This window comes from Collinsella sp. MSK.8.10 (assembly GCF_019041915.1).
GTDB lineage: Bacteria > Actinomycetota > Coriobacteriia > Coriobacteriales > Coriobacteriaceae > Collinsella.
This window is the reverse complement of the sequence record NZ_JAHPYF010000001.1, coordinates 620,601-643,541: the sequence shown is the minus strand read 5'-3', so window position 1 is coordinate 643,541 and position 22,941 is coordinate 620,601. Positions and strand designations below refer to the sequence as shown.

Sequence of the window (22,941 nt, the reverse complement as noted above, 5' to 3'; positions counted from 1 at the left end):
AGCAGAGTCGCTCAGGAGGAAACTCGGCCCCTCTCGCCCCGACGCACTGTGTCTAGACGGATTGCACCTCCTGTTTTTAGAGATAAATACCATTTAGCGGTGATATTCAACCGTTCAAGATATTATGTAATGGCATATTACGTCATATGACGTAATATGCCATTAGCAGTCAAGGATGATTGTCTGTGTTCAAGTCGAGAAAGGGGCAAAATGATTAAACTGTGTCGCGTCGATAGCCGGTTAGTGCATGGGCAGACCGTGTTCTCTTGGTATCCAACGCTTGAAGCAAACGCTATTCTTGTGGTTTCAGATGAGTACGCCGCAAGCAAAGAGCGAATTCAAGCACTGCGAATTGCAAAACCCGCTGATGCCAAATTGGTTGTCAAAAGTGTAGAAGATTCCATCGTGGCCCTTAACGGAAGCGCGGTGGATAAATACGAGCTAATTGTTGTTGCGGGAAATGTACATGACGCCTGTGAAGTTGCGCGTGCGTGTCCAAAAATAACGTCTGTGAATTTAGGCGGCGCTCGACCGTTGGGGGATAGCGTAAAGGAGCTTGGCCCTGCTGTGCGCCTTTCCCAATCCGATATTAATGAAATTAAGAAAGCCATGGCTGATGGAATCGAGTTCGAGGTAAGGCAGGTTGCTAGCGAGAAAAAACGCATCGTAACAAGTTTTGATTTGTAGGAAGAGGGAGAAATATGCTGCTTCAGGCTTTTCTGGTTGGTCTTGCCGCTGCGATAGGTCAATCGGATTATTTACTCGGTACTGCGATGGTCGAGCGGCCGATTGTCCTCGGAGCGATCGTCGGTATTTTTTTGGGTGATATTCCGACTGGCGTTATTGTTGGTTTCCAGCTCGAACTCGCGTTTATGGGGGTCTGGCAGGTTGGTGCTGCCGTGCCGCCCAACGTAATTGTTGGTTCAGTTTTGGGAACAGCCTTTGCGATTACTATGGGTGCGGGTCCCGAGACCGCTCTGACTATTGCTATGCCCACTGCGGTGCTTGCCGGCATGTTTGACAGCCTTATGTATAGCGTTGTTACGCCTCCTATGGCTGTCTGGGCTGATCGTGGTGCCGAAAAAGACGACCCCAAAACGATTGCAGCCGCTATGTGGACCAATGGAATTCTCTACATCATTGCGCTTGGCTTGATTTGCGGCGTGGCTTTTTACGTTGGAAATGATGCTGTTCAGGCACTGATTGACGCCATTCCTGATTGGCTTACGAATGGGCTTACGATCGCAACGGGTATTCTGCCCGCGCTTGGATTTGCGCAGCTTATGTCAATCCTGTCCACCAAGGAGCTGAGCTTCCTATTCTTTGGAGGCTTCTTGCTGAGTGCCTATCTAAACATTCCGACGATCGGTATCGTGGCGTTTTCGCTGATCCTGATTGGGATTCTCAATATGGCTCACATTTTTATGCCTGCCAGTGCGGCGGTCGCTAAGGAGGTTGACGATGACAACGAATTCTAATGATGTTCTTGAGCTCTCGCCGGAGTCAAATAAATCGACCGATAAGAGAATAACCAAGAAAGACTTAAAGGCGTTATTTTGGCGCAGCTTTCCACTCAACATCATGTGGAGCTTTGACCGACAAATGAACGTTGGTTTCTGCTACGACATGATTCCGGTAATCAAGCGGTTATACGATAAGCCTGAAGACCGGATCGAGGCATATAAGCGTCATCTTGAGTTCTACAATATTCAAGTTACGTTTAATCCTCTGGTCGCCGGCATTGTGGCCTCCATGGAGGAGGAGAACGCCAACAATCAGGACTTTGACACCGCCTCAATTAACGCCATGAAAGCATCGCTTATGGCTCCGCTTTCCGGTATTGGAGATTCACTGATTGCCAGTACGCTTCGCATGATTGCGACGGGCGTTGTGACAGGACTTTGCCTTTCGGGCAGTCTGCTCGGCCCAATCCTGTTCCTGCTTCTTTATAATGTCCCAACGATCCTGATCCGCTGGTTTGGGCTTCAGTATGGTTATTCGCTTGGCAGTGGCATGATTTCGAAGCTGAACGATTCTGATGTAATGCACAAAGTTACGTCCGGCCTGGCGATTGTGGGACTAATGGTAGTTGGTGGAATGGTGGCGACCACCGTTGCAGTTACCACTCCGCTCGCTCTTAACTTCGGCGACACCGCGTTTAAGTTGCAGGAAACGCTCGATGGGATATTCCCGGCTCTTTTGCCGCTCTGCGCGTTCGGGATCATGTGTCTTTGCAATAAGAAACAGGTCAAAATTATTTGGCAGATTGTGGGCATTCTCGCTGCGGGTATTGTGCTCGGCGTCCTGGGGATTTTGGGCTAGAGAAGGCGTCCATCTTTTGAGATGCTGAACTCGAAGGACGATGCGTCTGCTCGCCAAACGGTTTTCGAATAGTGGAGCGGCATTTCATTGCAGGCATATGTGACGTGCTCGACAACGCTCACGGGGGCTCCAACGATATAACCGAGAAGGTTTGCTTCTTGGAGCCCCGCTATTCCTGCGGTGATTTTGAGTTTCTCAATACCGGTTGCGATGCTGTAATGGTTGGCGATCAGGTCGAAAAGACTGGCATTGTCTGTGAGAAGCTCCAGTAGTCCGGGTAGAGTGCCCTGCGTTGCATAAATGGTGTCGATGGCGCAGGGGGCATTTTCGATATAAACCAAGCGCGCAACTCGTTGCACTACGGTTCCGTTGTCAATTTTGAGCTCCCGTGCAATGTGGGCATCAGCCTTGATCAAGCCTGTTTCCAAGATGGACTTGGTTGTTTTATCGCCGTATTGGGGGTCGGAGCTCAAATTGAAAATGGTGCTTGTTCCTCGTTTCAGGGTGAGCTTCGATGGGTTTACGAATGTCCCCTTGCCTCGCAGGCGGTAGAGCAAGTTTTGGTCAATGAGATTCTGTACGGCGCGTCTTACGGTGATCCTGCTTACTTTGTATTGCTTGCAAAGCTCGGTTTCGGTGGGAATCTGACTGCCGCCGGGGAGTTCGCCAGAAACTATTTTCTTGAGGATATCGTTTTCAACGGTCTGATAGAGAAGCTCTGGCTGAGTGAGCTCGTCTTTTGCTGCAGGCATGGTGGACCCCTTGGTCTTCAGTTTCTTTAGTACATAGATATACGACAACTGAGGACATCATAAGCCGTTATCTCAAAAGTTATGGAAATATCGATTTGGCGTTATCGCCGAGAGGGGATTTAAGATGGGCAGACAATACGACGAGGCGTTGATTGGCGCCATCTCCGGTCGCTCGTTTATAACCGAGAAGAGGGGACTCGAGGTTCAAATTCGTCCGGTTCCTGATGATGAAAGAGAGCATGTGCTTGACCCACGAATTCTCGAGGTATCCCGCAAGAAGATGCGGAATGTTAGCATGTCTCCGAGCTGGACGAGCCTTATTGGAATGCGTCATCGCCCGGATAAGCCGACATACCGCCTACTCGATGGTGAGGTTCAGCGCGATGAGGTCCTCATGGAGGCAGCCGATCGCTATATAGATTTATTCGTCTGGACGCCACCAAATCATAAGGAGGCAAGTCCAGCGCTAGTTTACCTGCATGGCGGCGCGTTTATGGCGGGGAATGTTCTGCAATTTGAACATCAGCTCGAGTTCATCGCCGAAAAGTCTGGTGCAGTGGTGGTTTATCCGGAATACCGCTTGGCGCCGGAGACGGCATTTCCCGGGCAGATCGAGGATTGCGTTCTTGCTCTTGATTATGTGCGCGAGCATGCCGGGGATCTCGGAATCGATCCTCATAAAATAATGGTCGCCGGCGACTCTGCGGGAGGAAGCCTTACTAATGCGTGTGTTCAGCTCAGGGGTGCTGGAGCTGTAGCCCACGCCTTCGAAATCTATCCTGAAGTCGACCTTGCGGGCGAACAGGGCGAGGGATATGAGGATTTTCCTGCGATAGCCGATCAAGAGGACGTTGCGCGTTTTCGCATCGACCATCTTCGCGATTCGGACGGCCCGATGGTCGAACTTTGTGCACACGGAAAAATGTCTCCTCATGACCCGTTGATTTCTGCGCTAATGCTTGAGGACTGCACTGATTTCCCCCCGGTGACTATCGTGACATCCGAATACGATCCGCTTCGTATCCCCGATGAAAAATGGGCTACAAAATTACGGTCTTCAGGAATCGATGTCGAGGTCATCGAATATGCCGGATGTGACCATGGTTTCTTCGATCATTTTGGCGTGTACCCGCAATCGGAAGACGTGTGTTTGTTGATGGCTGAGAAGCTTAAAGAAATGGCTGCACAATAACGTCTCTCGGCGATAAGGGACTGAAGTCGCCTGTGTTTCTGCATTCGTGGTTCTCAGTCTGATTAAAAATGAGGCTTGCTCCTTGCCCGAGTGGGTGGGGAGCAGTTTGTTTTTTGTAGCGATGCGAGGCGAGTGCCGCGCACTTTAGATCGCCATTTTGCTTCGCTGTATACCACTTGACGTAATAAAAGAGGCAAGGGCGGTGCGAGGGCCAACAGTCATTCTAAGCTCGGATTCGTATTCTAAAAGGTTGTTTCGGTTGCGCGGTACAATATAGCAAAAAAGAATGATAAAATGAATTCGAAAAAGAATTCATTTTTAGGAGGTATGTATGCCTGCTTTGCAGATGCTCGACAACCTTGTTCCAATTAGCGATTTCAGCCACGGTAAGGGCTCGGCTGCATTTTCGAAGGTTGGGGACGACAATCCTGTTGTGGTTCTCAAACACAACAAGCCAGCGTTTGTGATTGTGACACCCGATGAATATAGGGAAGCGAAGCAAGCGGAGGAGGACCTCACCTTGTTAACGTTGGCGCTTAAGAGAATGGCTGTGGCAAGTGACGATGCGCTTGTTTCCCTGTCTGATGTTATGGAAGAGCTGGGTGTGAGCCAGGACGAACTCGATCAGATGGATGAGGTCGAGTTTGAATGAGTGGGTACGAAGTCGCTTTCTACCCGGATGCTCTCAAGGATATTAAGCGTCTGGACGGCTCCCAACGAAAGATCGTCCTTAAGGCTATAGAAAAAATCAGAACGAACCCATTGCCGCAGAACGAAGGTGGATTCGGCAAGCCTCTTGGAAACAAGGCAGGTACGGATTTGACTGGCTTTATGAAGATCAAGCTCAGGGGAAGTGGCATTCGAATCGTGTACCGCCTCATCAGAATTAAAGAAAAGATGGCCATCGTAGTGGTAGGCGCTCGCGAAGACATGGAAGTCTACCGAACTGCTCAGAGACGAGAACTCGATTTCGAGAAATGGGCGGAAGAGAATATCTAGCTTTAATGATGAACGACGAGTGAGTGTTGGTGGGGCCCTGACGAATTAGATTCGTCAGGGTTTTTCGCTGAACCAATTGCCTTCAGCCTCCGTTGACCTTTCCTTCCAATTCATCAGCAAACGTACGTCATAGCAATTCCCGGTAGGTCGCAGGGCGCTTCGCGGGCGGGCCAGGCTTTATCTGAACGACTTTGCGAAGCAACCGGAGTGAAGATGAAAACACCAGACCGCCGCGGGGCACTCGCAGACCGCAGGGACGGGAGCAGCTATACTACTCTCAGTAGTTAAGGGTCGCGGATCCGCCGCGTCGCCGCTCTCAACAGGAGGTCTTTGTTTATGGCAGATCAAAAGCCGGTCGTCGGGATCATCATGGGTTCCAAGTCCGATCTGGGCGTTATGGAAGGTTGCACCGCCGAGCTCGAGGCGCTGGGCGTGCCCTATGAGCTTGTCATTGCGAGCGCACACCGCACACCGGCGAAGGTCCACGAGTGGGCTTCGACTGCCGCCGATCGCGGCATCAAGGTGATTATCGCCGCCGCCGGCAAGGCCGCTCACCTGGGTGGTGTCGTGGCTGCCTTTACGCCGCTGCCGGTCATCGGTGTGCCTATGAAGACGAGTGACCTGGGCGGCATGGATTCGCTGCTGTCGATGGTGCAGATGCCTTCGGGCGTGCCCGTGGCCTGCGTTGCCATCAACGGCGCCAAGAACGCCGCCATTTACGCCACGCAGATTCTGGGCGCATGCGACCCCGAGTACCGCAAGGTTATCGAGAAGATGAAGCAGGAGATGGCCGACGCCTAGGCGTTCCGCCGTTTCACCGCAGTATAAGGAGAGCCATGTCCGACTATCAGGGAAAACGATTCAAGGCTTCTCAGATTCCCGATCCGTCGAAGCCGGGTGCTGCCCATGTGGCACAGCAGGGTCGGGCATCCTCTCCTCAGCAGCCGCGCGCGCCGCGCCCCGTGACACCGGCGACGCATCGTCGACAGGACGCGCCGGCCGCATATCGACCTTCATCTTATAGCACCGCTAAGAAGCCGCCCCGGTCTTCATCGCATGCCACGCCGTCGGATTACACCGAGCCGCCGCGTAAAAAGCGCCGCTCCATCATTCCTATTCTGCTCATCATCGTGGGCATCGGTCTGATTGTTGCCGCCGCTGCCATCTTTATCAATGCCCAGATTGGCTATAAGCAGGCGAGCGATTCGTATCAGAAAATCGAGAAGCAATATATAAGCGATAAGGACGCCAGCGGCGTGCCGATTATCGACTTCGATGCGCTTGCTCAGACAAACCCCGAGATTGTGGGTTGGATTTATGTGCCGGGAACCAACATCAACTATCCCGTGGTGCAGACCAACAACAACTCCAAATACCTCAACACACTGTTCGACGGTACGGCCAATGCATCTGGGGCCATTTTCCTGGATAGCGATGACACCGCGCCGGGAATGGTCGACCAGCAGACCACGATTTACGGCCACCATATGAACGACGGATCGATGTTCAATGTGATTTCGGACACCACCGACCAGGCGACGTTCGATAGCATCGAGTTCGTGTATTACATCACACGGGATGCTACGTATAAGCTGCGACCACTGGCGACCAAAGTTGTCGAGGACACGTATGCCAAGGCGCGCACGCCCAATTTTGAGGGCGACGACGGGCTCAGGAACTACCTGTCCGAGATGCTCGACGGTGCCTCTGCCGTGGCGAGCGATGCCACCGATCGCGCCGCCTCGGCAACCAAGGTCGTAACGCTTGTTACCTGTCGTTCGTTATCGCTGAGCAACACGCGTGCCGTCATGGTGCTCACGTCGGTCGAGGAATAAGTTGTTCGAGAGTAGCTAAAAAAGCCCCGTTCCAAATTGGCTACTCGATGACGGTAAGGGAGAAATGATGCTTGAGAACGGCAAAACGATGCCTTCGATTGATGCTTGGCTGCGCGAGGCCAAGGTCGATTCGTCGGCACCTGCGTGCGGTATGTATCTGACACATAACGGTGTGGTGCGCGCGACGCCCAAGGCCGAGGCGCGCGGTGTCGAGACCGATGGCGTGGCGCCGGGCCACAAGGTGGGCGGCATGGTGTTCGGCTACGACGCCAGCAAGGTGCAGGCTGCTATCGAGGCCACGCGCGCGATGCCGGGTATCGGCTATGTGCGCGTGTGGCTGGCAAGCGGCGAGCTTGCCGTAGGTGACGACATCATGCTCGTGCTCATTGGCGGGGACATTCGCCCGCACGTGGTCGATGCGCTGCAGGCGCTCGTCGGCACCATCAAGAATGAATGCGTGAGTGAGGTCGAGCGCGAGGCGTAGAGACTTGCGTCGATAGAAGGCTCGTTTATAAAAATGCCCGCCGGTACGTGTGATACCGGCGGGCATTTTGCGTTTTGGGCGCGGTTGGCGCTACACGCGCGTCGCATCCTTGGGGCTCATGGTCATGCTCTGGAAGCGATTCTCCATAAAGCCATTATCGAAGTACTTGCCGTAGAACTGCGCAACGGGAATATCCGGTTCCGTGCCGTTGACGCGCTGATACCAATAATCGAGCGACTGCAGCGTCATAACGCCATCGACCAGCATAATGATGGTGAAGATGACGGTAGCGGAGTAGCGGCTCTTCCACGGAATCATGTTGATAAGCTTGAGCAGCCTCGGCAGCAGCAGCTTGATCCAGATGAGGCCACCCAGGCCCCACAGGCAGGCGAAGCCCGTGCAGGTACGTCCGCCGGTAAAGACGGCGAGCGGATCGGGCATGCCAAAGAGCTTCATATGCGAGTAGCTCCACGAGACCACGCCAAACGAGGTCTGCATAAACCAGCCCACGAACACCTCAAAGCTTGCACCGAGCAGCGCACTCACCAAAAAGATAATGATGGGGTTCTTTTTATAGAAGCGGTTGAGCACCATGGTCATGAGCACGGCGCCAAATCCGTAGATGGGGCTAAAGGGGCCAAACAGCATGCCGGCGCGGTTCTGGTAGACGCCCGGGTCGTCGACCGTCATGTGCCAGATGTCCTCGGCGATCAGGCCGAGTATGCAGCAGACAAAGAATACCCAGAACAGGTTGAAGTAGTTGAGCTTGATGTAGCCTTCGCCGGTTTCATCGCGCCCGAGCATGCCCTCGGCGGCGGCGTCGCGATCGAGCATTTCCTGCAGGCGGCGCTGCAGCTCGCGCTCTTGGCGCAGCGTGGGGTCGACGGTGGCCGAAAGCGCGACGAGGATGCCGAGCTGGATGGCAGGGCGCAGCAAGAAGGGCCCGATACCCTGGAGCATCACGTCGACCAAAAGCTCGACGACGGTAAACGCGATAAGGATGTAGGACAGGCGAGCGGCGTTGCGGCGCTGGTTTTTGATAAGGTCCAGGCCAAAGATGATCAGGATGACGGCGCTTGCCGCAGAGAGCATGATGCCGGCGACGATAAGGCCGACCGCGACGAGCGTGTTGTCGCCGAGCTTGGCGGCGGCGTTGCCGTTGATGAGCGCGGTGATGACCTGCCACATAAAGGCGCCGACCGAAGGGAGCGTGCCCACGCCGGACAGGATGCACAGGGCGGCGTATACCTTAATGATGAGGGGGATCTTCTTGACCTCCGTGGCGCTGGGGACGCTGGGGTCGAGTTCGTTTCGATCCATACATAACCTTTCTCGTTTTGCTGTAGGTACAAGGATACGCCGCCGACCTGCCAAAAGACAGGACGAACGTCCCAATTGCAACAATGTAACCCTCAACGGTGAGCGAGGCGCGTCGCAACGGAAACATGCGGGATCGTCGACCCCGAGGCGGTTGCCCAATAAAATGTTTGGCTGCAAAACGGATTATAAGCTCGGTGGGCTTTTAAAAAGCGCTGTTCATGCGCGGGAGTGCTTGTCTTGCCGTGCGTATAATAGGGCAGGTAACGCCAAATAACGAGGCTCTGAGGGGATGCCATGTCTCAAGAAACCATCCACGCGGCCGAGCGCGCCGCGGGACAGGTGAAGACCATGTCGACGTATGATCCGGACTCCGACCAGCTGCATGAGGAATGCGGCATTTTTGGTGTGTGGGCACCCGATCGCGATGTGGCTCGACTGACGTACTTTGGTCTGCGCGCGCTGCAGCATCGCGGCCAGGAATCGGCGGGAATCGCCGTGGGTGATGGCGGCACGGTTATGGTTCGCAAAGACCTGGGACTGCTCGATCGCGTGTTCTCCAACGCCGACCTGTCGACGCTCTCCGGCCAGCTGGCCGTGGGCCACGTGCGCTATGGCACCGCCGGCGCCAAGAGCTGGGAAGCCTCTCAGCCGCATCTTTCTACCATCAACAGCGTCATCATCGCGCTTGCTCACAACGGCACTCTGGTCAACACCGACGAGCTGCGCCGCCAGCTGATCGAGCTGGGCGTGCCGTTCCTCTCCAATTCGGATTCCGAGGTCGCGACCAAGCTTATCGGCTACTTTACCCAGCGTACAGGCCATCTGCGTGAGGGCATTCGCAAGACCATGGAGCTCGTGCGCGGCGGCTACGCGATGACGCTCATCAACGAGCAGGCGCTCTATGCATTCCGCGATCCGCACGGCATTCGCCCGCTCGTGCTGGGCAAGCTGGTGGACGAGGGTCTGGACCAGGCCGATGCCGCATCCGTTTCGCAGCTGCCGTCGCAGGACGGCGCCGCGACGGTCGACGCCACCACCCATGTCACCCGCGCCGGCGGCTGGGTCGTTGCCTCCGAGACCTGCGCACTCGACATCGTGGGTGCCGAGTACGTCCGTGACGTCCGTCCCGGCGAGATCTTGCGCATCAGTGCCGAGGGTCTGGTATCCGAGCAGGGCGTGCCTGCAGCCGAAGAGCCCGCCAACTGCATCTTTGAGCAGGTCTACTTTGCCCGCCCCGACTCCATCATGAACGGCAAGAGCGTCTATGCCTGCCGTTACGACATGGGTCGTCAGCTGGCACACGAGGAGCCCGTCGAGGCCGACCTGGTCATTGGCGTGCCCGACTCCGGCCTGCCGCCCGCGGAGGGGTATTCGCACGAGAGCGGTATTCCCTTTGGCGAGGGCCTCATCAAGAACCGCTACGTGGGCCGTACGTTTATCGAGCCCACGCAGGAGCTGCGCGCCATGGGCGTGCGCATGAAACTCAACCCGCTGCGCGACAACATCGAGGGCAAGCGCCTGGTCGTCATCGACGACTCCATCGTGCGCGGCACCACCATGGTGCAGCTCGTCAAGATGCTGCGCAACGCTGGCGCCAAGGAGATTCATATCCGCATCAACTCGCCCGAGGTCATCTGGCCGTGTTTCTACGGTATCGATACCGACGTGCAGTCGCAGCTTATCAGCGCCAACAAGACGGTCGACGAGATTTGCGAGTATATCGGCGCCGATTCGCTGGCCTTCCTTTCGGTCGAGGGCCTGCTGAAGGTCATGCCCAAGGGCGGTTACTGCGATGCGTGCTTTACCGGCCGCTACCCCGTAGCGATTCCCGAGAGCTTTGGCCGCGATAAGTTTATGGAGGGCTTTAAGCCCCGCAACCTGGATAAGCCGCTGCATTTTGACGACGACGCCGTGGTCGAGAAATACGACGACCGCAGCTGGGAAGAGAAGCACGGCGAGGCCTAAAACCTGCCATGTAGGGACAGGTTCATTTTGGTAGGTTTTACCTGCTGTTTTGTTGATATGACGGCGCGTGCTGTTATGGCGCGCGCCGAAATGAACGCAACTATGAGCACCGTTTGGCGCCCGCGCGGCGCCACGGTAGTGGGAGAGGAAGGCTCAGATGAGCGACAGCAAGCATGTGACGTATGAGGATGCCGGCGTCGATACCGCTGAGGGCGGCCGCGCCGTTGACGCTATTAAGCAGATGGTCAAGGACACCAACCGACCCGAGGTTATCGGCGGCATCGGTGGCTTCGGTGGCCTGTTCTCGGCCGCCGCGCTTAAGGATATGGAAGATCCGATCCTGATCAGCGGCACCGACGGCGTGGGCACCAAGCTCGTGCTCGCCCAGATCATGGACCGTCACGAGACGGTGGGCCAGGACCTGGTCGCCATGTGCGTCAATGACATTTTGGCTTCGGGCGCCGAGCCGCTGTTCTTCCTGGACTACGTTGCCATCGGTCACATCGAGGCCGAGCACATGGCAAAGATCATTAAGGGCGTGGCCGACGGCTGCAAGTTCGCGGGCTGCGCGCTCGTGGGCGGCGAGATGGCCGAGCACCCTGGCGTCATGGCTCCTGCCGACTACGACCTCGCCGGCTTTACCGTGGGTGTCGTCGATCGCCCCAAGATGCTCGACCCCGCGAACGTCCGCCCCGGCGACGTGATTCTGGGCCTGCCTTCCACCGGCGTGCACTCCAACGGCTACTCGCTCGTGCGTAAGGTCATCGGCGTCGACGGCATTAAGCCGGGCACGCCCGGGGCCGCCGCTAAGGCCGAGGAACTGAGCCGTCCGCTCGAGGAACTCGGCGGCGCATCGCTGGCAGACGCCCTGTTGGCCCCCACGCGCATCTACGTCAAGCCGATTCTAGAGCTGCTGCGCGGCGGCGCCAACGTGCACGCCATCGCCCACATCACTGGCGGCGGTATTACCGAGAACCTCAACCGCGCGCTCGCCGACGACGTCGACGCCGTGGTCACCCGCAACGGTGTCGAGATGGGCTGGGACGTTCCGCCCGTCATCACCTACGTGTCGCGCCAGGCCGAGCTTGCGCCCAACGAGGCATGCAAGACCTTCAACATGGGCGTTGGCCTGTGCCTGATCGTCGCCCCCGAGGACGAGGCCGCGGTTACCGAGGCCCTGGTCGCGCTGGGCGAGAAGCCGTTCCGCGTGGGCGAGTGCGTCGAGGGTTCCGGTAGGGTCGTGTACTCCGATGAGCGCTAACGAGCAGATGGCTGCTGCCGAGAGCCTGGGCTTTGTGCCCTACACCCGTCCGACCGGCACCGATACGGCTGAGCCGCTCAAGCTCGGTGTGCTCATCAGCGGTTCGGGTACCAACCTGCAGGCGCTGATCGATCTGATCGCCGCTGGTAAGCTCAATGCGTCGATTGAGCTTGTGGTGTCGAGCCGTCCTTCGGCTAAGGGTTTGCAGCGCGCTGAGCGCGCGGGCATCCAGACGCTCACACTGTCCAAGGATGTCTATGCCGACCCTATTGCCGCCGACGAGATCATCGCGCACGAGCTTCTCGAGCGCGGCTGCGAGTATGTGGCCATGGCCGGCTACATGCGCATGGTGCACACGCCTCTGTTGGCGGCGTTTCCCAACCGCGTGGTCAACTTGCATCCGGCGCTGCTGCCGAGCTTTACCGGTGCGCATGCGATTGGCGACGCCTTTGCGCGCGGCGTCAAGGTAACTGGCGTGACCGTGCATTTTGCCAACGAGATCTACGACAACGGTCCCATCATCGCCCAGCGTGCGCTGGCTGTTGAGGAGGGCTGGGATGTCGACACGCTCGAGGAGCACATCCACGCGATTGAGCACGTGCTGTATCCCGAGGTCGTGCAAATGCTCGCCGACGGCCGCGTCCACGTGCTGGAGAGCGGCAAGGTCGCAATTGACGCGCCTCGCGGCTAGCGGCGCACAGTACAATTTAGCCGAGTAGTCAGGGTGGTCATTGGCGCCAAGGCGCGCGTGGCCACCTTTTGTTTTTGGGTAGTCATCGGGGACGGTCTTTAACGACTAGTCATTCAAGAACGTCGCAGGTGACTAGGTGAGAGAGGTGAGCGCATGGCGGATAACGAAGCTCTGTTTACGCCTGAGCTGGTGTTTTTTGATTGGGAGTGTGCGACGCCGGATGAGGTGTTTGCGCGGCTCGAGGGCGAGCTTGCACCACGTGGCTACATTGCCGACGGTTGGCTCGACGCCGTTCGCACGCGCGAGGATGCCTATCCCACGGGTCTTGCCATGCCGGCGGCAAACATTGCCATTCCGCATACCGATCCGGGGTTTGTGGCCAAGCCCTATATCGCGGTGGTGAAGCCCGCCACGTCCGTGACATTTAACGCTATGGCTGGCATGGGCGCTCCGGTGCCGGCGCAGATCGTCATCAATCTGGGTATTGCCGAGCCGGGCGGCCAGGTCGAGGCCCTGCAGGCGCTCATGAACATCTTTATGGACGCCGATGCCGCAGCCGACGTACTCGGCCAGACCACGCCCCAGGGCATGGTCGACGCCATCCGCCGCCACTTCTAAGGTGGGGCTGAGTCGGCACTTGGGGACTGTCCCTAACTGCCGGCTGCCAGAGCTGTCCCCTTTGCACCAAAATGGTGCAAATTAACCTGTCCCCAATGCACCAAGCGTGCCGCGGGGGCTGCGTTGTGACACAATGGCGTTTGTTCGATTCGTTATGCGAAAGGCCAACTATGGCAAATAAGAAAAAGAACTCCGAGGCCGCGCCGACGCCCGAGCAGCAGGCCCGCGCTGCCTCCAGCTCTCGCAAGAAGCAGCGCAAGACGTACGTGTCTAAGACCGTCAAGATCGTCCTGGTGGTCATCGGCGTGCTGGCGATGCTGCTTTCCGTCTCGGCGATGGCGTGCTCCGGCCTTATGTCGCAGGCCGAGGACACCTCGGGCTACAAGCTGACCGGCGGTGTTGCTGCAACTATCAACGGCACCAACCTCACCGAGGACACCGTGACCAAGCAGATCATGAGCATGCGCACGTCCTACGGCTACACCAAGGACAAGGACTGGGCGCAGTATCTGGTTGACAACGACCTCACGCCCAAGAAGTACCGCAAGCAACTTATCGACTCCTACACGCAGCAGATTCTGCTTCAACAGGCACAGAAGGAGAACGGCGTGACGGTGTCGGACGAGGAGGTCGAGAAGGCCTGGAAGGACGCGTGCAAGAGCGCGGGCGGTGCCAAGGCCTTTAAGAAGACCCTCAAGACCTACGGCTATACCGAGGACACCTACAAGGATTCGCTCAAGGAGAGCCTGGCGCAGCAGAAACTCAAGGATGCCGTCGCGCCCACGAGCAAGCCCAAGGACAGCGAGATCGTCGATTACATCAACGAGAACCTGTCTAACTACAACGATGCCCGCCGCTCGTCGAACATCCTGATCAAGGTTGATTCCGATGCTTCCGACGAGGACAAGGCTGCCGCCAAGGCCAAGGCACAGGAGTGCCTGGACAAGATCAACTCCGGCGAGCTGAGCTTTGAGGATGCCGTGGAGCAGTACTCCGACGACACCGGCTCCAAGGAGAAGAAGGGCGATGTGGGTTGGGATAAGCTCACTACCTTCGTCGACAGCTACCAGACGGCGCTCGAGGGGCTCAACAAGGGCGACGTGAGCGAAGTCGTCGAGTCGACCTATGGCTACCACGTCATCAAGTGCACCGACTACTTCCATGTCGATAATCAGGTTGATGACATCAACCAGGTGCCCAAGGCCATCAAGAAATACGTTTCCAACGTGGTGAAGACGCAGGCGGCCAGCACCGCGTACAGCGAGTGGCTGGAGCAGTACAAGAAGGACGCCGACATTACCGTCAACCCCATGCCCAAGGACGTGCCCTATAACGTGAGCCTGAAGGGCGTCACCAAGAGCTCGACCGACGATTCGTCGACGACTGAGTAATCATGGGGCGGTGCTCGCACGAGTGCCGCCCACGCTATTAGAGAGGATTTGCAGATGACCAACGAAGAGCTGCAGAAGGAAATGATCGCGGCCATGAAGGCCAAGGACAAGGTTCGCCTGTCCATCATTCGCCAGGTTAAGGCCGAGGTGAAGAATATCGAGGTTAACGAGCGCCGCGATGTGACCGAGGAAGACGTCAACAGCATGATCAAGCGTCTGATCAAGCAGACGAGCGAGACGCTGGAGATGTCCATCAAGGCCGGCACCGACCAGGAGCGTACCGACAACCTGACCGAGCAGGTCAAGATTCTGGAGAGCCTGCTGCCCGCGCAGGTTTCGGGCGAGGAGCTCGAGGCTCTGATCGAGCAGGTCATCGCCGAGCTGGGCGCCACGTCCAAGAAGCAGATGGGCCAGGTTATGGGCGCACTCGGCAAGGCCACCGGCGGCAACTTCGACAAGCCGGCCGCGGCAAAGATCGTCGGAGCAAAGCTTGCGTAAGGGCCGAGCGGTACACAGTTGAGGCTGAGGGGGCGTGACCATTGCGGTCGCGCCCCTTTTTGCTGGGCGGTGCTCATTGGGGACAGACTTAAATGAGTGCCCAATGAGCGGGCACTCATTTAAGTCTGTCCCCAATGAGTGGGTTAAAGGTTGCGGGTTCTTTACGGGAATGTAGTGTGGGCTGCGGAAACGTGGTTCTTTCCGTACAATAGTTCAACTCGTGTAAACGCAGGGAAGGGACATTCATGGCAGACATGATCGAGATCAAGCATCTCAACAAGTACTTTGGCGACCTGCATGTGCTCAAAGATATCAATCTCACCGTCAAGCGCGGCGAGAAGCTCGTAATGATCGGGCCTTCCGGTTCGGGTAAGTCGACGCTCATCCGTTGCGTCGATTATCTGGAGGAGCCCACGTCGGGCGAGGTCGTCATCGACGGTACGCCGCTCACCAAAAAGAATCACCTGGAGATGGCTCGCAAGTATAGTTCCATGGTGTTTCAGCAGTTCAACCTGTATCCCAACATGACGGTGCTCGGCAACCTGACGCTCGCGCCCATCAAGCTGCAAAAGAAGAGCAAGGAGGAGGCGACCGAGATCGCCATCGCTGCGCTCAAGCGCGTCGGCATGGCGCATAAGGCCGGCGAGTATCCGCAGAATCTCTCGGGTGGTCAGCAACAGCGCATCGCCATCGCCCGTGCCCTGTGCACCAAGCAGCCCATCATCCTGTTTGACGAGCCGACCTCGGCGCTCGACCCAGAGATGGTCCAGGAAGTCCTGGACGTTATGATTGAGCTCGCGCAGGAGGATATCACCATGATCTGCGTGACGCATGAGATGGGCTTTGCGCGCCAGGTGGCCGACCGCGTCATCTTTATGGAGGACGGCCGCATCCTGGAGGAGGGCACGCCCGAGCACTTCTTCGATAACCCCGAGAACCCGCGCTGCCGCGAGTTCCTGTCCAAGATTCTGCACTAGGTGCGGTGATGGACATGACGGATATGACGAGGGCGGCCGTGTCGCGCCGTCACTTTTTGCAGCTGGCGGGCGCCGGTGTGCTTACGCTGACGGGGGCCGCGCTTACCGGTTGCGGCAACTCCACCAGCGGCGAGGGCTCCGACAAGGGGTCCAAGCTTGCGGCCATTAAGTCGCGTGGCCATCTGAATGCCGGCGTTAAGAAGGACGTTCCCGGTTACGGCTATTACGACACCGCCAAGGGCCGCTTTGAGGGCATGGAAGTCGATTTGTGCTACCAGATCGCCGCTGCCGTCTTTGGCGTGAGCTACAAGGATGCCCGCGCCCAGGAGCTTGTCGAGTTTACCGATGTAACGCCCAAGACGCGCGGCCCGCTGATCGATAACGGCCAGCTTGACGTGGTCGCGGCGACCTACACCATCACCGACGAGCGCAAGAAGAGTTGGGATTTCTCGACACCGTACCGCACCGACTACGTGGGACTCATGGTCAAGAAGCGTTCGGGCTTTACCTCGATTGAGGACTTGGACGGCAAGGTTATTGGCGTGAGCCAGGGCGCTACCACGCAGGGCCTGATCGAGCAGATGATCAAGGACAACGGCTTTAGCTGTAAGCCCGAGTTTAGGGCCTTTAGCGGCTACCCCATCATCAAGAGTTCGCTCGACGCCGGCAATATCGACGTCTTTGCCATGGACCGCTCCACGCTGGCCGGTTACATGAACGAGACCGTTGAGCTGCTGCAGCCCGAGGTCAAGTTTGGCGAGCAGGGCTACGGCGTGGCGACCAAGAAGGGCTGCGACCTTTCGGCCGTGGTCGATCAGGTGATTTGCGATCGCCTGGCCGACGGCTGGCTCGACCAAGAGGTCAAGACCTGGGGTCTTGTATAGGCGCATCGTCCAAGGAAGGAATCGAATGCTCGAAGGATTATTTGACGCCGACCGTTGGTCGACGACATTTCAAAACATGGGGCCCTTCTGGGAGGGCTTTGGCGTGACGCTGCAGGTGGTCGTTGCCGGTCTGCTGCTGTCGCTGGTGCTGGGCACGCTGCTGGGCGTGTTCTCTACCACCCGTTCGCGCGTGCTGCGCGCCATAAGCCGCGTGTACGTGGAGTTTTACCAGAACACCCCGTTGCCCGTGCAGGTGCTCTTTATGTACATGGCCGGTCCGCAGTTTTTGCAGGCCATAACCGGTGCCGACCAGCCGGTGCGCATCGCGCCGTTCGTGCTGGGCTTCTTGGGCGTGGGCCTGTATCACGCGGCCTACATTTCGGAGGTCATCCGCACTGGTATCGAGGCGGTTCCGCGCGGTCAGATGGAGGCGGCCCAGAGCCAGGGCTTCACCCGTGCGCAGGCATACTGGTACATCGTGCTGCCCCAGACGTTCAAGATCATTCTGCCGCCGCTGTGTAACCAGGCGCTCAACCTGGTCAAGAACACGTCGGTGCTGGCGCTTGTGGCCGGCGGCGACCTTATGTACCGTTCCGACAACTTTGTGAGTCTGTACGGTTACCTGCAGGGATATATCGTCTGCTGCCTTATGTACTTCATCATCTGCTTTCCGCTCGCCATGCTGGTGCAGTGGCTCGAGCGCCGCTCCAAGGAGCGTCCGCGCGGCGTGAGCCTGGCCGAGCTGGGGCTCGACAACGTAGAGGAGGCCTAGCGCATGGAAATCTTCAACGCGACCAACCTGCTCTACATTTGGGGCGGCTTTGTTAAGACGATCGAGATCTCGGCGCTGTCGATCTTTTTCTCGCTCATCTTTGGCACGGTGCTGGCGCTCGTTAAGAGCTATGCGCCCCGCCCGTTCCGTATTTTGGTGAGCGCCTATATCGAGCTGTTCCGCTGCACGCCAAACCTGCTGTGGATCCTGTTTATCTACTTTACGGTGCAGGGTTTGGACATTGTGATTTCGACCATCGCCTTTACGCTGTTTACCAGCGCTGTTATGGCCGAGATTGTGCGCGGCGGCCTTAACTCGATTCCGCGCGGCCAGTTTGAGGCGGCACAGAGCCAGGGCTTTGGCTTCTTTGCCACCATGCGCTACATCATTTTGCCGCAGACGTTTAAGACGATCATTCCGGCGCTGTTTAGCCAGTGCACGACCGTCATCAAGGACAGCTCGTATCTTTCGGGCATTAACGTGGCTGAGCTCATGTACACGGCCAACGTTGTGATGGCCCACGCGATCGATCTGTCGCAGGTGCTTATGCTCTACGGCCTGGTGTTTGCGATGTACTTTGTGCTCAACTTTGGTATCTCGCTGCTGGTCCGAGCCTATCAGCGCCGCATCGTGGCCGCATAGTCCTGCTTCCCCAAGCACGGCACCTTGCCCCTCAATCGTCGCTTGCGTACATTTAGTACGCGGCGCTCCTCTTTCGGGGCAATCTGCCGCACTTGGGAAACCAGGACGGTCGTAAGTGACAAAATGGGAATCAGGAATCGCCTATTTCTCATTTGCTAGAAAGGAATCGCGATGAGCGATCTGGAGAATAAGAAGAATCCTGTGGTCATTACCATCGCGCGCGACTTTGGCGCCGAGGGCCACGAGATTGGTCGCATGCTTGCCGACGAGTTGGGGATTCCGCTGTACGATAACGAGCTGCTGGTGCGCGCATCGCTGCGCGCGGGCGAGTCGCTCGATAAGATGGCCGCCTACGACGAGCGTCTGGCCGTGGAGAACATGGCGTTCCTACCCGACCGCTACGATGCGCGTTCGTACTCGGATAAGTTGTTCCAAAAGATGAGCCAGGTGATTTTGGATCTGGGCGAGACCGAGAGCTGCATTATCGAGGGTCGTCTGTCCGATTATCTGCTGCGCAACAACCCCAACCACATTGCCGTGCTGGTGACAGCCCCCTTTGAGGACCGCGTCGAGATTGTGCGCAAAAAGCGTGGCCTTAACAAAAAGAAGGGCGCCAAGCTGGTCAAACAGCAGCAGAAGGCGCGCGAGGCGTTCTATAAGCGCTACAGTGCCGGCAAATGGAAGATGACGAGCGGTAAGGATATCGTAGTCAACCGCGCCAAGCTGGGCCGCGAAGGCTGCAAGGACGTCATCGCCGCGGCCTACCGCTACAAGGTGGCCCAACTCGAAGGCTAACCGACCAAAACCACCACAAAGGGGACAGGCACCTTTGTGGTGGTGGGACGGCCGGCATAGAAAAAGTCCCCGCCGAGCGTGTGCTCGACAGGGACTTTGCCGTTTAATGGCTAGCGCTGAGGGTGATTACTCGCCCAGCAGGCTCTTGGTGATGGAAGTGGCGGCCTTCTTGCCAGCGCCCATCGCCAGAATGACCGTAGCGGCACCGGTGACGATGTCGCCGCCGGCCCAGATGCGGGGATCGGTGGTCTGGCCGGTCTCCTCGTCGGCGACGATGTAGCCCCACTTGTTGAGCTCCATCTTGCCGCCGATCTTCTTTGCGAAGGGGTTGGCGTTGGTGCCGATAGCCGAGATCGCGACGTCGCAGGGGATCTCCTCGATGGCGCCCTCGATGGGCACCGGGCGACGACGGCCGGACTCGTCGGGCTCGCCGAGCTCCATCTTCTGGACCTTGACGGCGCACACGGAGCCGTCTTCGCCAGCGACAAACTCGAGCGGGGAAACGAGCGGCAGAACCTCGACGCCCTCGGCCTTGGCGTGGTGCAGCTCGGCACGACGGCAGGGCATCTCGTCCTCGGTACGGCGGTAAGCGATGATGGCGTGCTCGGCGCCCAGACGCTTGGCGGTACGGACGGCGTCCATAGCCACGTTGCCGCCGCCAAAGACAACGACGTTCTTGCCGTGCTTGGTGGGGGTGTCGTACTCGGGGAACTTGTTGGCCTTCATCAGGTTCACGCGGGTGAGGTACTCGTTTGCGAAGAAGACGTTGGGCAGGTTCTCGCCGGGGACGTTGAGGAACTTGGGCAGGCCAGCGCCGGTCGCCACGTAGATGGCGTCGAAGCCCTGCTCGAACAGCTCCTCGGCCGTGGCCATGTTGCCCACGACGGAGTTGTACTCAAACTTGACGCCCATGTCCTCCAGGCCGTCAATCTCGCGCTTGACGACCGCCTTGGGCAGACGGAACTCGGGGATGCCGTAGACCAGCACGCCGCCGCCGGTGAAGAAGGCCTCGAAGACGGTAACGTCAAAGCCGTTACGGGCGAGCTCGCCGGCGCAGGTGATGCCGGACGGGCCGGAGCCGACGACGGCGACCTTCTTGCCGTTCTTGGGGGCCATCTTGGGCGTGGAGGCGAGCTCGGGGCGATCACCCAGGAAGCGCTCGAGCTGGCCGATGGCCACGGGCTCGGACTTCTTACCACGGATGCACTTGCCCTCGCACTGGTTCTCCTGCGGGCAGACGCGGCCGCAGATGGCGGGAAGCATGGAGTCCTCGCGGATGGTATCGAGAGCGCCGCCGAAGTCCTTCGCGCGGATCTGCTCGATAAAGCGGGGAATGTTGATGTTGACGGGGCAGCCCTCAACACAGAACGGCTTCTTGCAGTTGAGGCAGCGCTCGGCCTCGGCCAGCGCCATCTCCTCGGTGAAGCCCTTGTCGACGGGGCGGAAGTCGCAGGCGCGCTCGGCAGCCGGCTCCTCGTTATCGGGGGTGCGGGGCGACTTCATATCGGCAACGAAACGACCGTTAACTAGTGGCATGCGCAGCTCTTTTCCTCATAGGCCTTGAGGGACTCGCCCTCTTCGGAACGGTAAGCGGCCTGGCGGGCACGAAGGTCATCCCAGTCGACCAGGGTGGCATCGAAGTCGGGGCCGTCGACGCAAGCGAACTTGGTCACGCCGCCCACCTCGACGCGGCAGCAGCCGCACATACCGGTGCCGTCAACCATGATGGGGTTGAGCGACGCGGTGATGGGGGTATCGTACTTCTGGGCGGTGAGGGTCGAGAACTTCATCATCGGAACGGGGCCGACGCAGAAGACCTGGCTCACGGCCTTGTCCTGCAGCAGGCGCTCCAGCGGAGCGGTGACAACGCCCTGCTCTCCGTAGGAACCGTCGTCGGTGGTGATATGGATGTGGTCCTCGTCGAGGAGCTCGCGGAACTGGTCCTCCATGAGCAGGAGGTCCTTGGTGCGGGCGCCCATGATGGCGTGCACCTCGTGACCGGTCTCGACCAGGTGCTTGGCGACCGGGAAGGCAATTGCCAGGCCGACGCCGCCGCCAATGACGGCGCAGGGGCCCTCGGCCATCTCGGTGGGAACGCCCAGCGGGCCCACGACGTCGCGCAGCGACTCGCCGGCTTCGTAAGTGGACAGCATCTCGGTGGTCTTGCCGATCACCATGAAGATGAACTCGACCCAGCCCTCGTCACCGTTCCAGCCGGCCAGGGTAAACGGGACGCGCTCGCCCGTCTCGTTGGCGCGGACCATGAGGAACTGTCCAGCGTGCGCATGCTTGGCGATTGCGGGCGCCTCGATGCGGAACTTGAACACCTTCTCCGAGAACTGCGTCTTCTCCAGGATCTTATACATAGAACCCCTCTCTTGTTAGGGCCGCCGAACCGTGCCTCCACGGAAATGGACGGTAGCCCGAATAAAACCGTACGCGCACAGGCGTTGTGCAGACATACGGTGCAAATTATACCCTCATGGACATGTCACTTACGTGTGTCTTCGGCGGTTGGGAGCAGGGTTTATCCACTTCGACCTGCCAAAGGGGGAGAGGTTTATTTTGGCAGGTTTTATCAGGCAAAACGGCAAAGGGGGCCGGCCTCGCGCTTCGGTGAGGCCGGCCCCCTTTGGAGCGTTGCATATGTATAGCGGCACAGGGTTTATTGCGACGCAGCCGCCGCGGCGTTTCCGCAGATGAAACCTGCCAAAATAAACATCTCTAAATGGTAGGTTTTAGTGCTTGCCGTTGGCGGAAGCGGCGCCGTTTACGTGATCGCGGGCGTAGATTACGCCGTGGACGATGGCCAGACCGGCGGCATCTGCGGCGCGGGCGCAGGTGTCCTGGAAATCCTCGGCTTCGCGGGCGCGCAGCTGCTTGAGCACGTAGTCTGCCACGGCCATCTTGCCGGGAGGGTTGCCGATGCCGGTGCGGATACGGCTAAAGTCGCGGCTGCCCATCTTGTCGATGATGGAGCGCAGGCCGTTGTGACCGGCATGGCCTCCGCCCACCTTAACACGCACGTCGCCGGCGGGAATATCGAGCTCGTCGTGGATGACGAGCAGCTCCTCGGCCTTGATCTTGTACTCGCGGCAGAGCTTGGAGATGGGCCCGCCCGAGGTGTTCATGTACGACTGCGGCTTGACCAGTACAATCTGGCGCTTGCCGTTCTCTTCCTCGGCATCGTTGATGTTGATGAGCGCGACCTCGGCGCCTGCTTGGTTTTTCCAGTACGTGACGCCGGCCTGACGGGCCAGCTCGTCGATCGCCTTAAAACCGGCGTTGTGGCGGGTCTCGGCATACTCATCGCCAGGGTTGCCAAGTCCGGCAACCATGCGAATCTTAAGCGGCTGTGCAGCTGCCATGTTCATCCTTTCGTTGATTTGTCGCCTGCTATGGTGAGCGACCCTGTTGCCGCTGTCAAATGGAGGGCAATTGAGGTTGTTTGGGGGCGTTTGGACGGCCGTCAAAATCCGAGGTGGACAGTTAGTTCAGATACGTATAAGTTCTGAGGACTCGAATTGCTCAATTCAATGCCGA

Annotated in this window: 25 protein-coding genes; 20 read left to right on the top strand and 5 right to left on the bottom strand. The window is 58.1% G+C overall.

Going from position 1 to position 22,941, the window contains the following annotated elements; translation table 11 throughout:
* Positions 1 to 210: 210 nt before the first annotated feature.
* From KTF55_RS02835 to KTF55_RS02825, 3 genes are read left to right on the top strand one after another with little or no spacing between them, the layout of a single operon-like run.
* Positions 211 to 687 carry a PTS sugar transporter subunit IIB gene (locus KTF55_RS02835; protein WP_006235818.1) on the top strand — a complete coding sequence of 159 codons (477 nt, stop codon included), beginning with the start codon at positions 211 to 213 and terminating at the stop codon, positions 685 to 687.
* Positions 688 to 701: 14 nt separating this feature from the next.
* On the top strand, positions 702 to 1,478 hold the full coding sequence (locus tag KTF55_RS02830) for a PTS sugar transporter subunit IIC (protein WP_006235817.1): 777 nt from the start codon (positions 702 to 704) through the stop codon (positions 1,476 to 1,478).
* The gene (locus tag KTF55_RS02825; protein WP_006235816.1) at positions 1,462 to 2,322 is read left to right on the top strand and encodes a PTS system mannose/fructose/sorbose family transporter subunit IID; all 861 of its coding nucleotides are present in this window, start codon (positions 1,462 to 1,464) and stop codon (positions 2,320 to 2,322) included. Before KTF55_RS02830 ends, KTF55_RS02825 begins: the two co-directional genes overlap by 17 nt.
* Here the strand turns inward: KTF55_RS02825 and KTF55_RS02820 are convergent.
* Positions 2,319 to 3,074 (bottom strand): GntR family transcriptional regulator, encoded by a 756-nt coding sequence (locus tag KTF55_RS02820; RefSeq protein ID WP_006235814.1) that lies wholly within the window; start codon positions 3,072 to 3,074, stop codon positions 2,319 to 2,321. The genes KTF55_RS02825 and KTF55_RS02820 overlap by 4 nt on opposite strands.
* A 124-nt stretch (positions 3,075 to 3,198) precedes the next feature.
* Here KTF55_RS02820 and KTF55_RS02815 point away from each other — a divergent pair, with 124 nt between their 5' ends.
* The 6 genes from KTF55_RS02815 (at position 3,199) to KTF55_RS02790 (ending at position 7,584) form a co-directional block, all read left to right on the top strand.
* A complete protein-coding gene (locus KTF55_RS02815) occupies positions 3,199 to 4,266 on the top strand; it encodes an alpha/beta hydrolase (protein WP_217107378.1) in 1,068 nt (355 codons plus the stop codon).
* Between the two features lie 331 nt (positions 4,267 to 4,597).
* A complete protein-coding gene (locus KTF55_RS02810) occupies positions 4,598 to 4,918 on the top strand; it encodes a type II toxin-antitoxin system prevent-host-death family antitoxin (protein WP_055287606.1) in 321 nt (106 codons plus the stop codon).
* Positions 4,915 to 5,265, top strand: coding sequence for a type II toxin-antitoxin system RelE/ParE family toxin (locus KTF55_RS02805; RefSeq protein ID WP_006235811.1), 351 nt, complete (start codon positions 4,915 to 4,917; stop codon positions 5,263 to 5,265). Before KTF55_RS02810 ends, KTF55_RS02805 begins: the two co-directional genes overlap by 4 nt.
* A 336-nt stretch (positions 5,266 to 5,601) precedes the next feature.
* Positions 5,602 to 6,066, top strand: coding sequence for a 5-(carboxyamino)imidazole ribonucleotide mutase (gene purE, locus KTF55_RS02800; protein WP_006235810.1), 465 nt, complete (start codon positions 5,602 to 5,604; stop codon positions 6,064 to 6,066).
* A gap of 35 nt (positions 6,067 to 6,101) precedes the next feature.
* Entirely contained in the window at positions 6,102 to 7,100 is a 999-nt protein-coding gene (locus KTF55_RS02795) for a class B sortase (RefSeq protein ID WP_217107379.1), read from the top strand.
* A 67-nt stretch (positions 7,101 to 7,167) separates the two neighbouring features.
* Positions 7,168 to 7,584, top strand: coding sequence for a molybdenum cofactor biosynthesis protein MoaE (locus KTF55_RS02790; RefSeq protein WP_254179292.1), 417 nt, complete (start codon positions 7,168 to 7,170; stop codon positions 7,582 to 7,584).
* Between the two features lie 90 nt (positions 7,585 to 7,674).
* Here the strand turns inward: KTF55_RS02790 and KTF55_RS02785 are convergent, their stop codons facing one another.
* On the bottom strand, positions 7,675 to 8,904 hold the full coding sequence (locus KTF55_RS02785) for a putative ABC transporter permease (RefSeq protein ID WP_217107380.1): 1,230 nt from the start codon (positions 8,902 to 8,904) through the stop codon (positions 7,675 to 7,677).
* Positions 8,905 to 9,198: 294 nt separating this feature from the next.
* Here KTF55_RS02785 and KTF55_RS02780 point away from each other — a divergent pair, with 294 nt between their 5' ends.
* The 11 genes from KTF55_RS02780 (at position 9,199) to KTF55_RS02730 (ending at position 19,398) form a co-directional block, all read left to right on the top strand.
* Positions 9,199 to 10,869, top strand: coding sequence for an amidophosphoribosyltransferase (locus tag KTF55_RS02780; RefSeq protein ID WP_118289420.1), 1,671 nt, complete (start codon positions 9,199 to 9,201; stop codon positions 10,867 to 10,869).
* Positions 10,870 to 11,026: 157 nt separating this feature from the next.
* Positions 11,027 to 12,130, top strand: a complete 1,104-nt coding sequence (purM, locus tag KTF55_RS02775) for a phosphoribosylformylglycinamidine cyclo-ligase (protein ID WP_217107381.1) — start codon at positions 11,027 to 11,029, stop codon at positions 12,128 to 12,130.
* Entirely contained in the window at positions 12,120 to 12,821 is a 702-nt protein-coding gene (gene purN / locus KTF55_RS02770; RefSeq protein ID WP_217107382.1) for a phosphoribosylglycinamide formyltransferase, read from the top strand. The genes purM and purN overlap by 11 nt, the downstream gene beginning before the upstream one ends.
* 153 nt (positions 12,822 to 12,974) lie before the next feature.
* Positions 12,975 to 13,439, top strand: a complete 465-nt coding sequence (locus KTF55_RS02765; RefSeq protein WP_217107383.1) for a PTS sugar transporter subunit IIA — start codon at positions 12,975 to 12,977, stop codon at positions 13,437 to 13,439.
* 170 nt (positions 13,440 to 13,609) lie between these two features.
* Positions 13,610 to 14,830 (top strand): peptidylprolyl isomerase, encoded by a 1,221-nt coding sequence (locus KTF55_RS02760; protein WP_217107384.1) that lies wholly within the window; start codon positions 13,610 to 13,612, stop codon positions 14,828 to 14,830.
* A 54-nt stretch (positions 14,831 to 14,884) separates the two neighbouring features.
* Complete coding sequence (locus KTF55_RS02755; protein ID WP_006235801.1) at positions 14,885 to 15,328, top strand: GatB/YqeY domain-containing protein; 444 nt, start codon at positions 14,885 to 14,887, stop codon at positions 15,326 to 15,328.
* Positions 15,329 to 15,573: 245 nt separating this feature from the next.
* The gene (locus KTF55_RS02750; RefSeq protein ID WP_022094215.1) at positions 15,574 to 16,305 is read left to right on the top strand and encodes an amino acid ABC transporter ATP-binding protein; all 732 of its coding nucleotides are present in this window, start codon (positions 15,574 to 15,576) and stop codon (positions 16,303 to 16,305) included.
* 8 nt (positions 16,306 to 16,313) lie between these two features.
* Positions 16,314 to 17,189, top strand: coding sequence for a transporter substrate-binding domain-containing protein (locus tag KTF55_RS02745; protein WP_217107385.1), 876 nt, complete (start codon positions 16,314 to 16,316; stop codon positions 17,187 to 17,189).
* Between the two features lie 25 nt (positions 17,190 to 17,214).
* On the top strand, positions 17,215 to 17,961 hold the full coding sequence (locus KTF55_RS02740; RefSeq protein WP_035136546.1) for an amino acid ABC transporter permease: 747 nt from the start codon (positions 17,215 to 17,217) through the stop codon (positions 17,959 to 17,961).
* 3 nt (positions 17,962 to 17,964) lie between these two features.
* Entirely contained in the window at positions 17,965 to 18,603 is a 639-nt protein-coding gene (locus KTF55_RS02735; RefSeq protein ID WP_055285379.1) for an amino acid ABC transporter permease, read from the top strand.
* A gap of 171 nt (positions 18,604 to 18,774) precedes the next feature.
* Entirely contained in the window at positions 18,775 to 19,398 is a 624-nt protein-coding gene (locus tag KTF55_RS02730) for an AAA family ATPase (protein WP_055251542.1), read from the top strand.
* 126 nt (positions 19,399 to 19,524) lie between these two features.
* On the opposite strand, the gene gltA is transcribed toward KTF55_RS02730, so the two are convergent.
* From gltA to pth, 3 genes are all read right to left on the bottom strand, one after another.
* Complete coding sequence (gltA, locus tag KTF55_RS02725; RefSeq protein WP_217107386.1) at positions 19,525 to 20,934, bottom strand: NADPH-dependent glutamate synthase; 1,410 nt, start codon at positions 20,932 to 20,934, stop codon at positions 19,525 to 19,527.
* Complete coding sequence (locus tag KTF55_RS02720) at positions 20,925 to 21,764, bottom strand: sulfide/dihydroorotate dehydrogenase-like FAD/NAD-binding protein (RefSeq protein ID WP_006235793.1); 840 nt, start codon at positions 21,762 to 21,764, stop codon at positions 20,925 to 20,927. Before KTF55_RS02720 ends, gltA begins: the two co-directional genes overlap by 10 nt.
* Before the next feature lie 372 nt (positions 21,765 to 22,136).
* The gene (gene pth / locus KTF55_RS02715; protein ID WP_022094030.1) at positions 22,137 to 22,766 is read right to left on the bottom strand and encodes an aminoacyl-tRNA hydrolase; all 630 of its coding nucleotides are present in this window, start codon (positions 22,764 to 22,766) and stop codon (positions 22,137 to 22,139) included.
* Positions 22,767 to 22,941 lie beyond the last annotated feature (175 nt).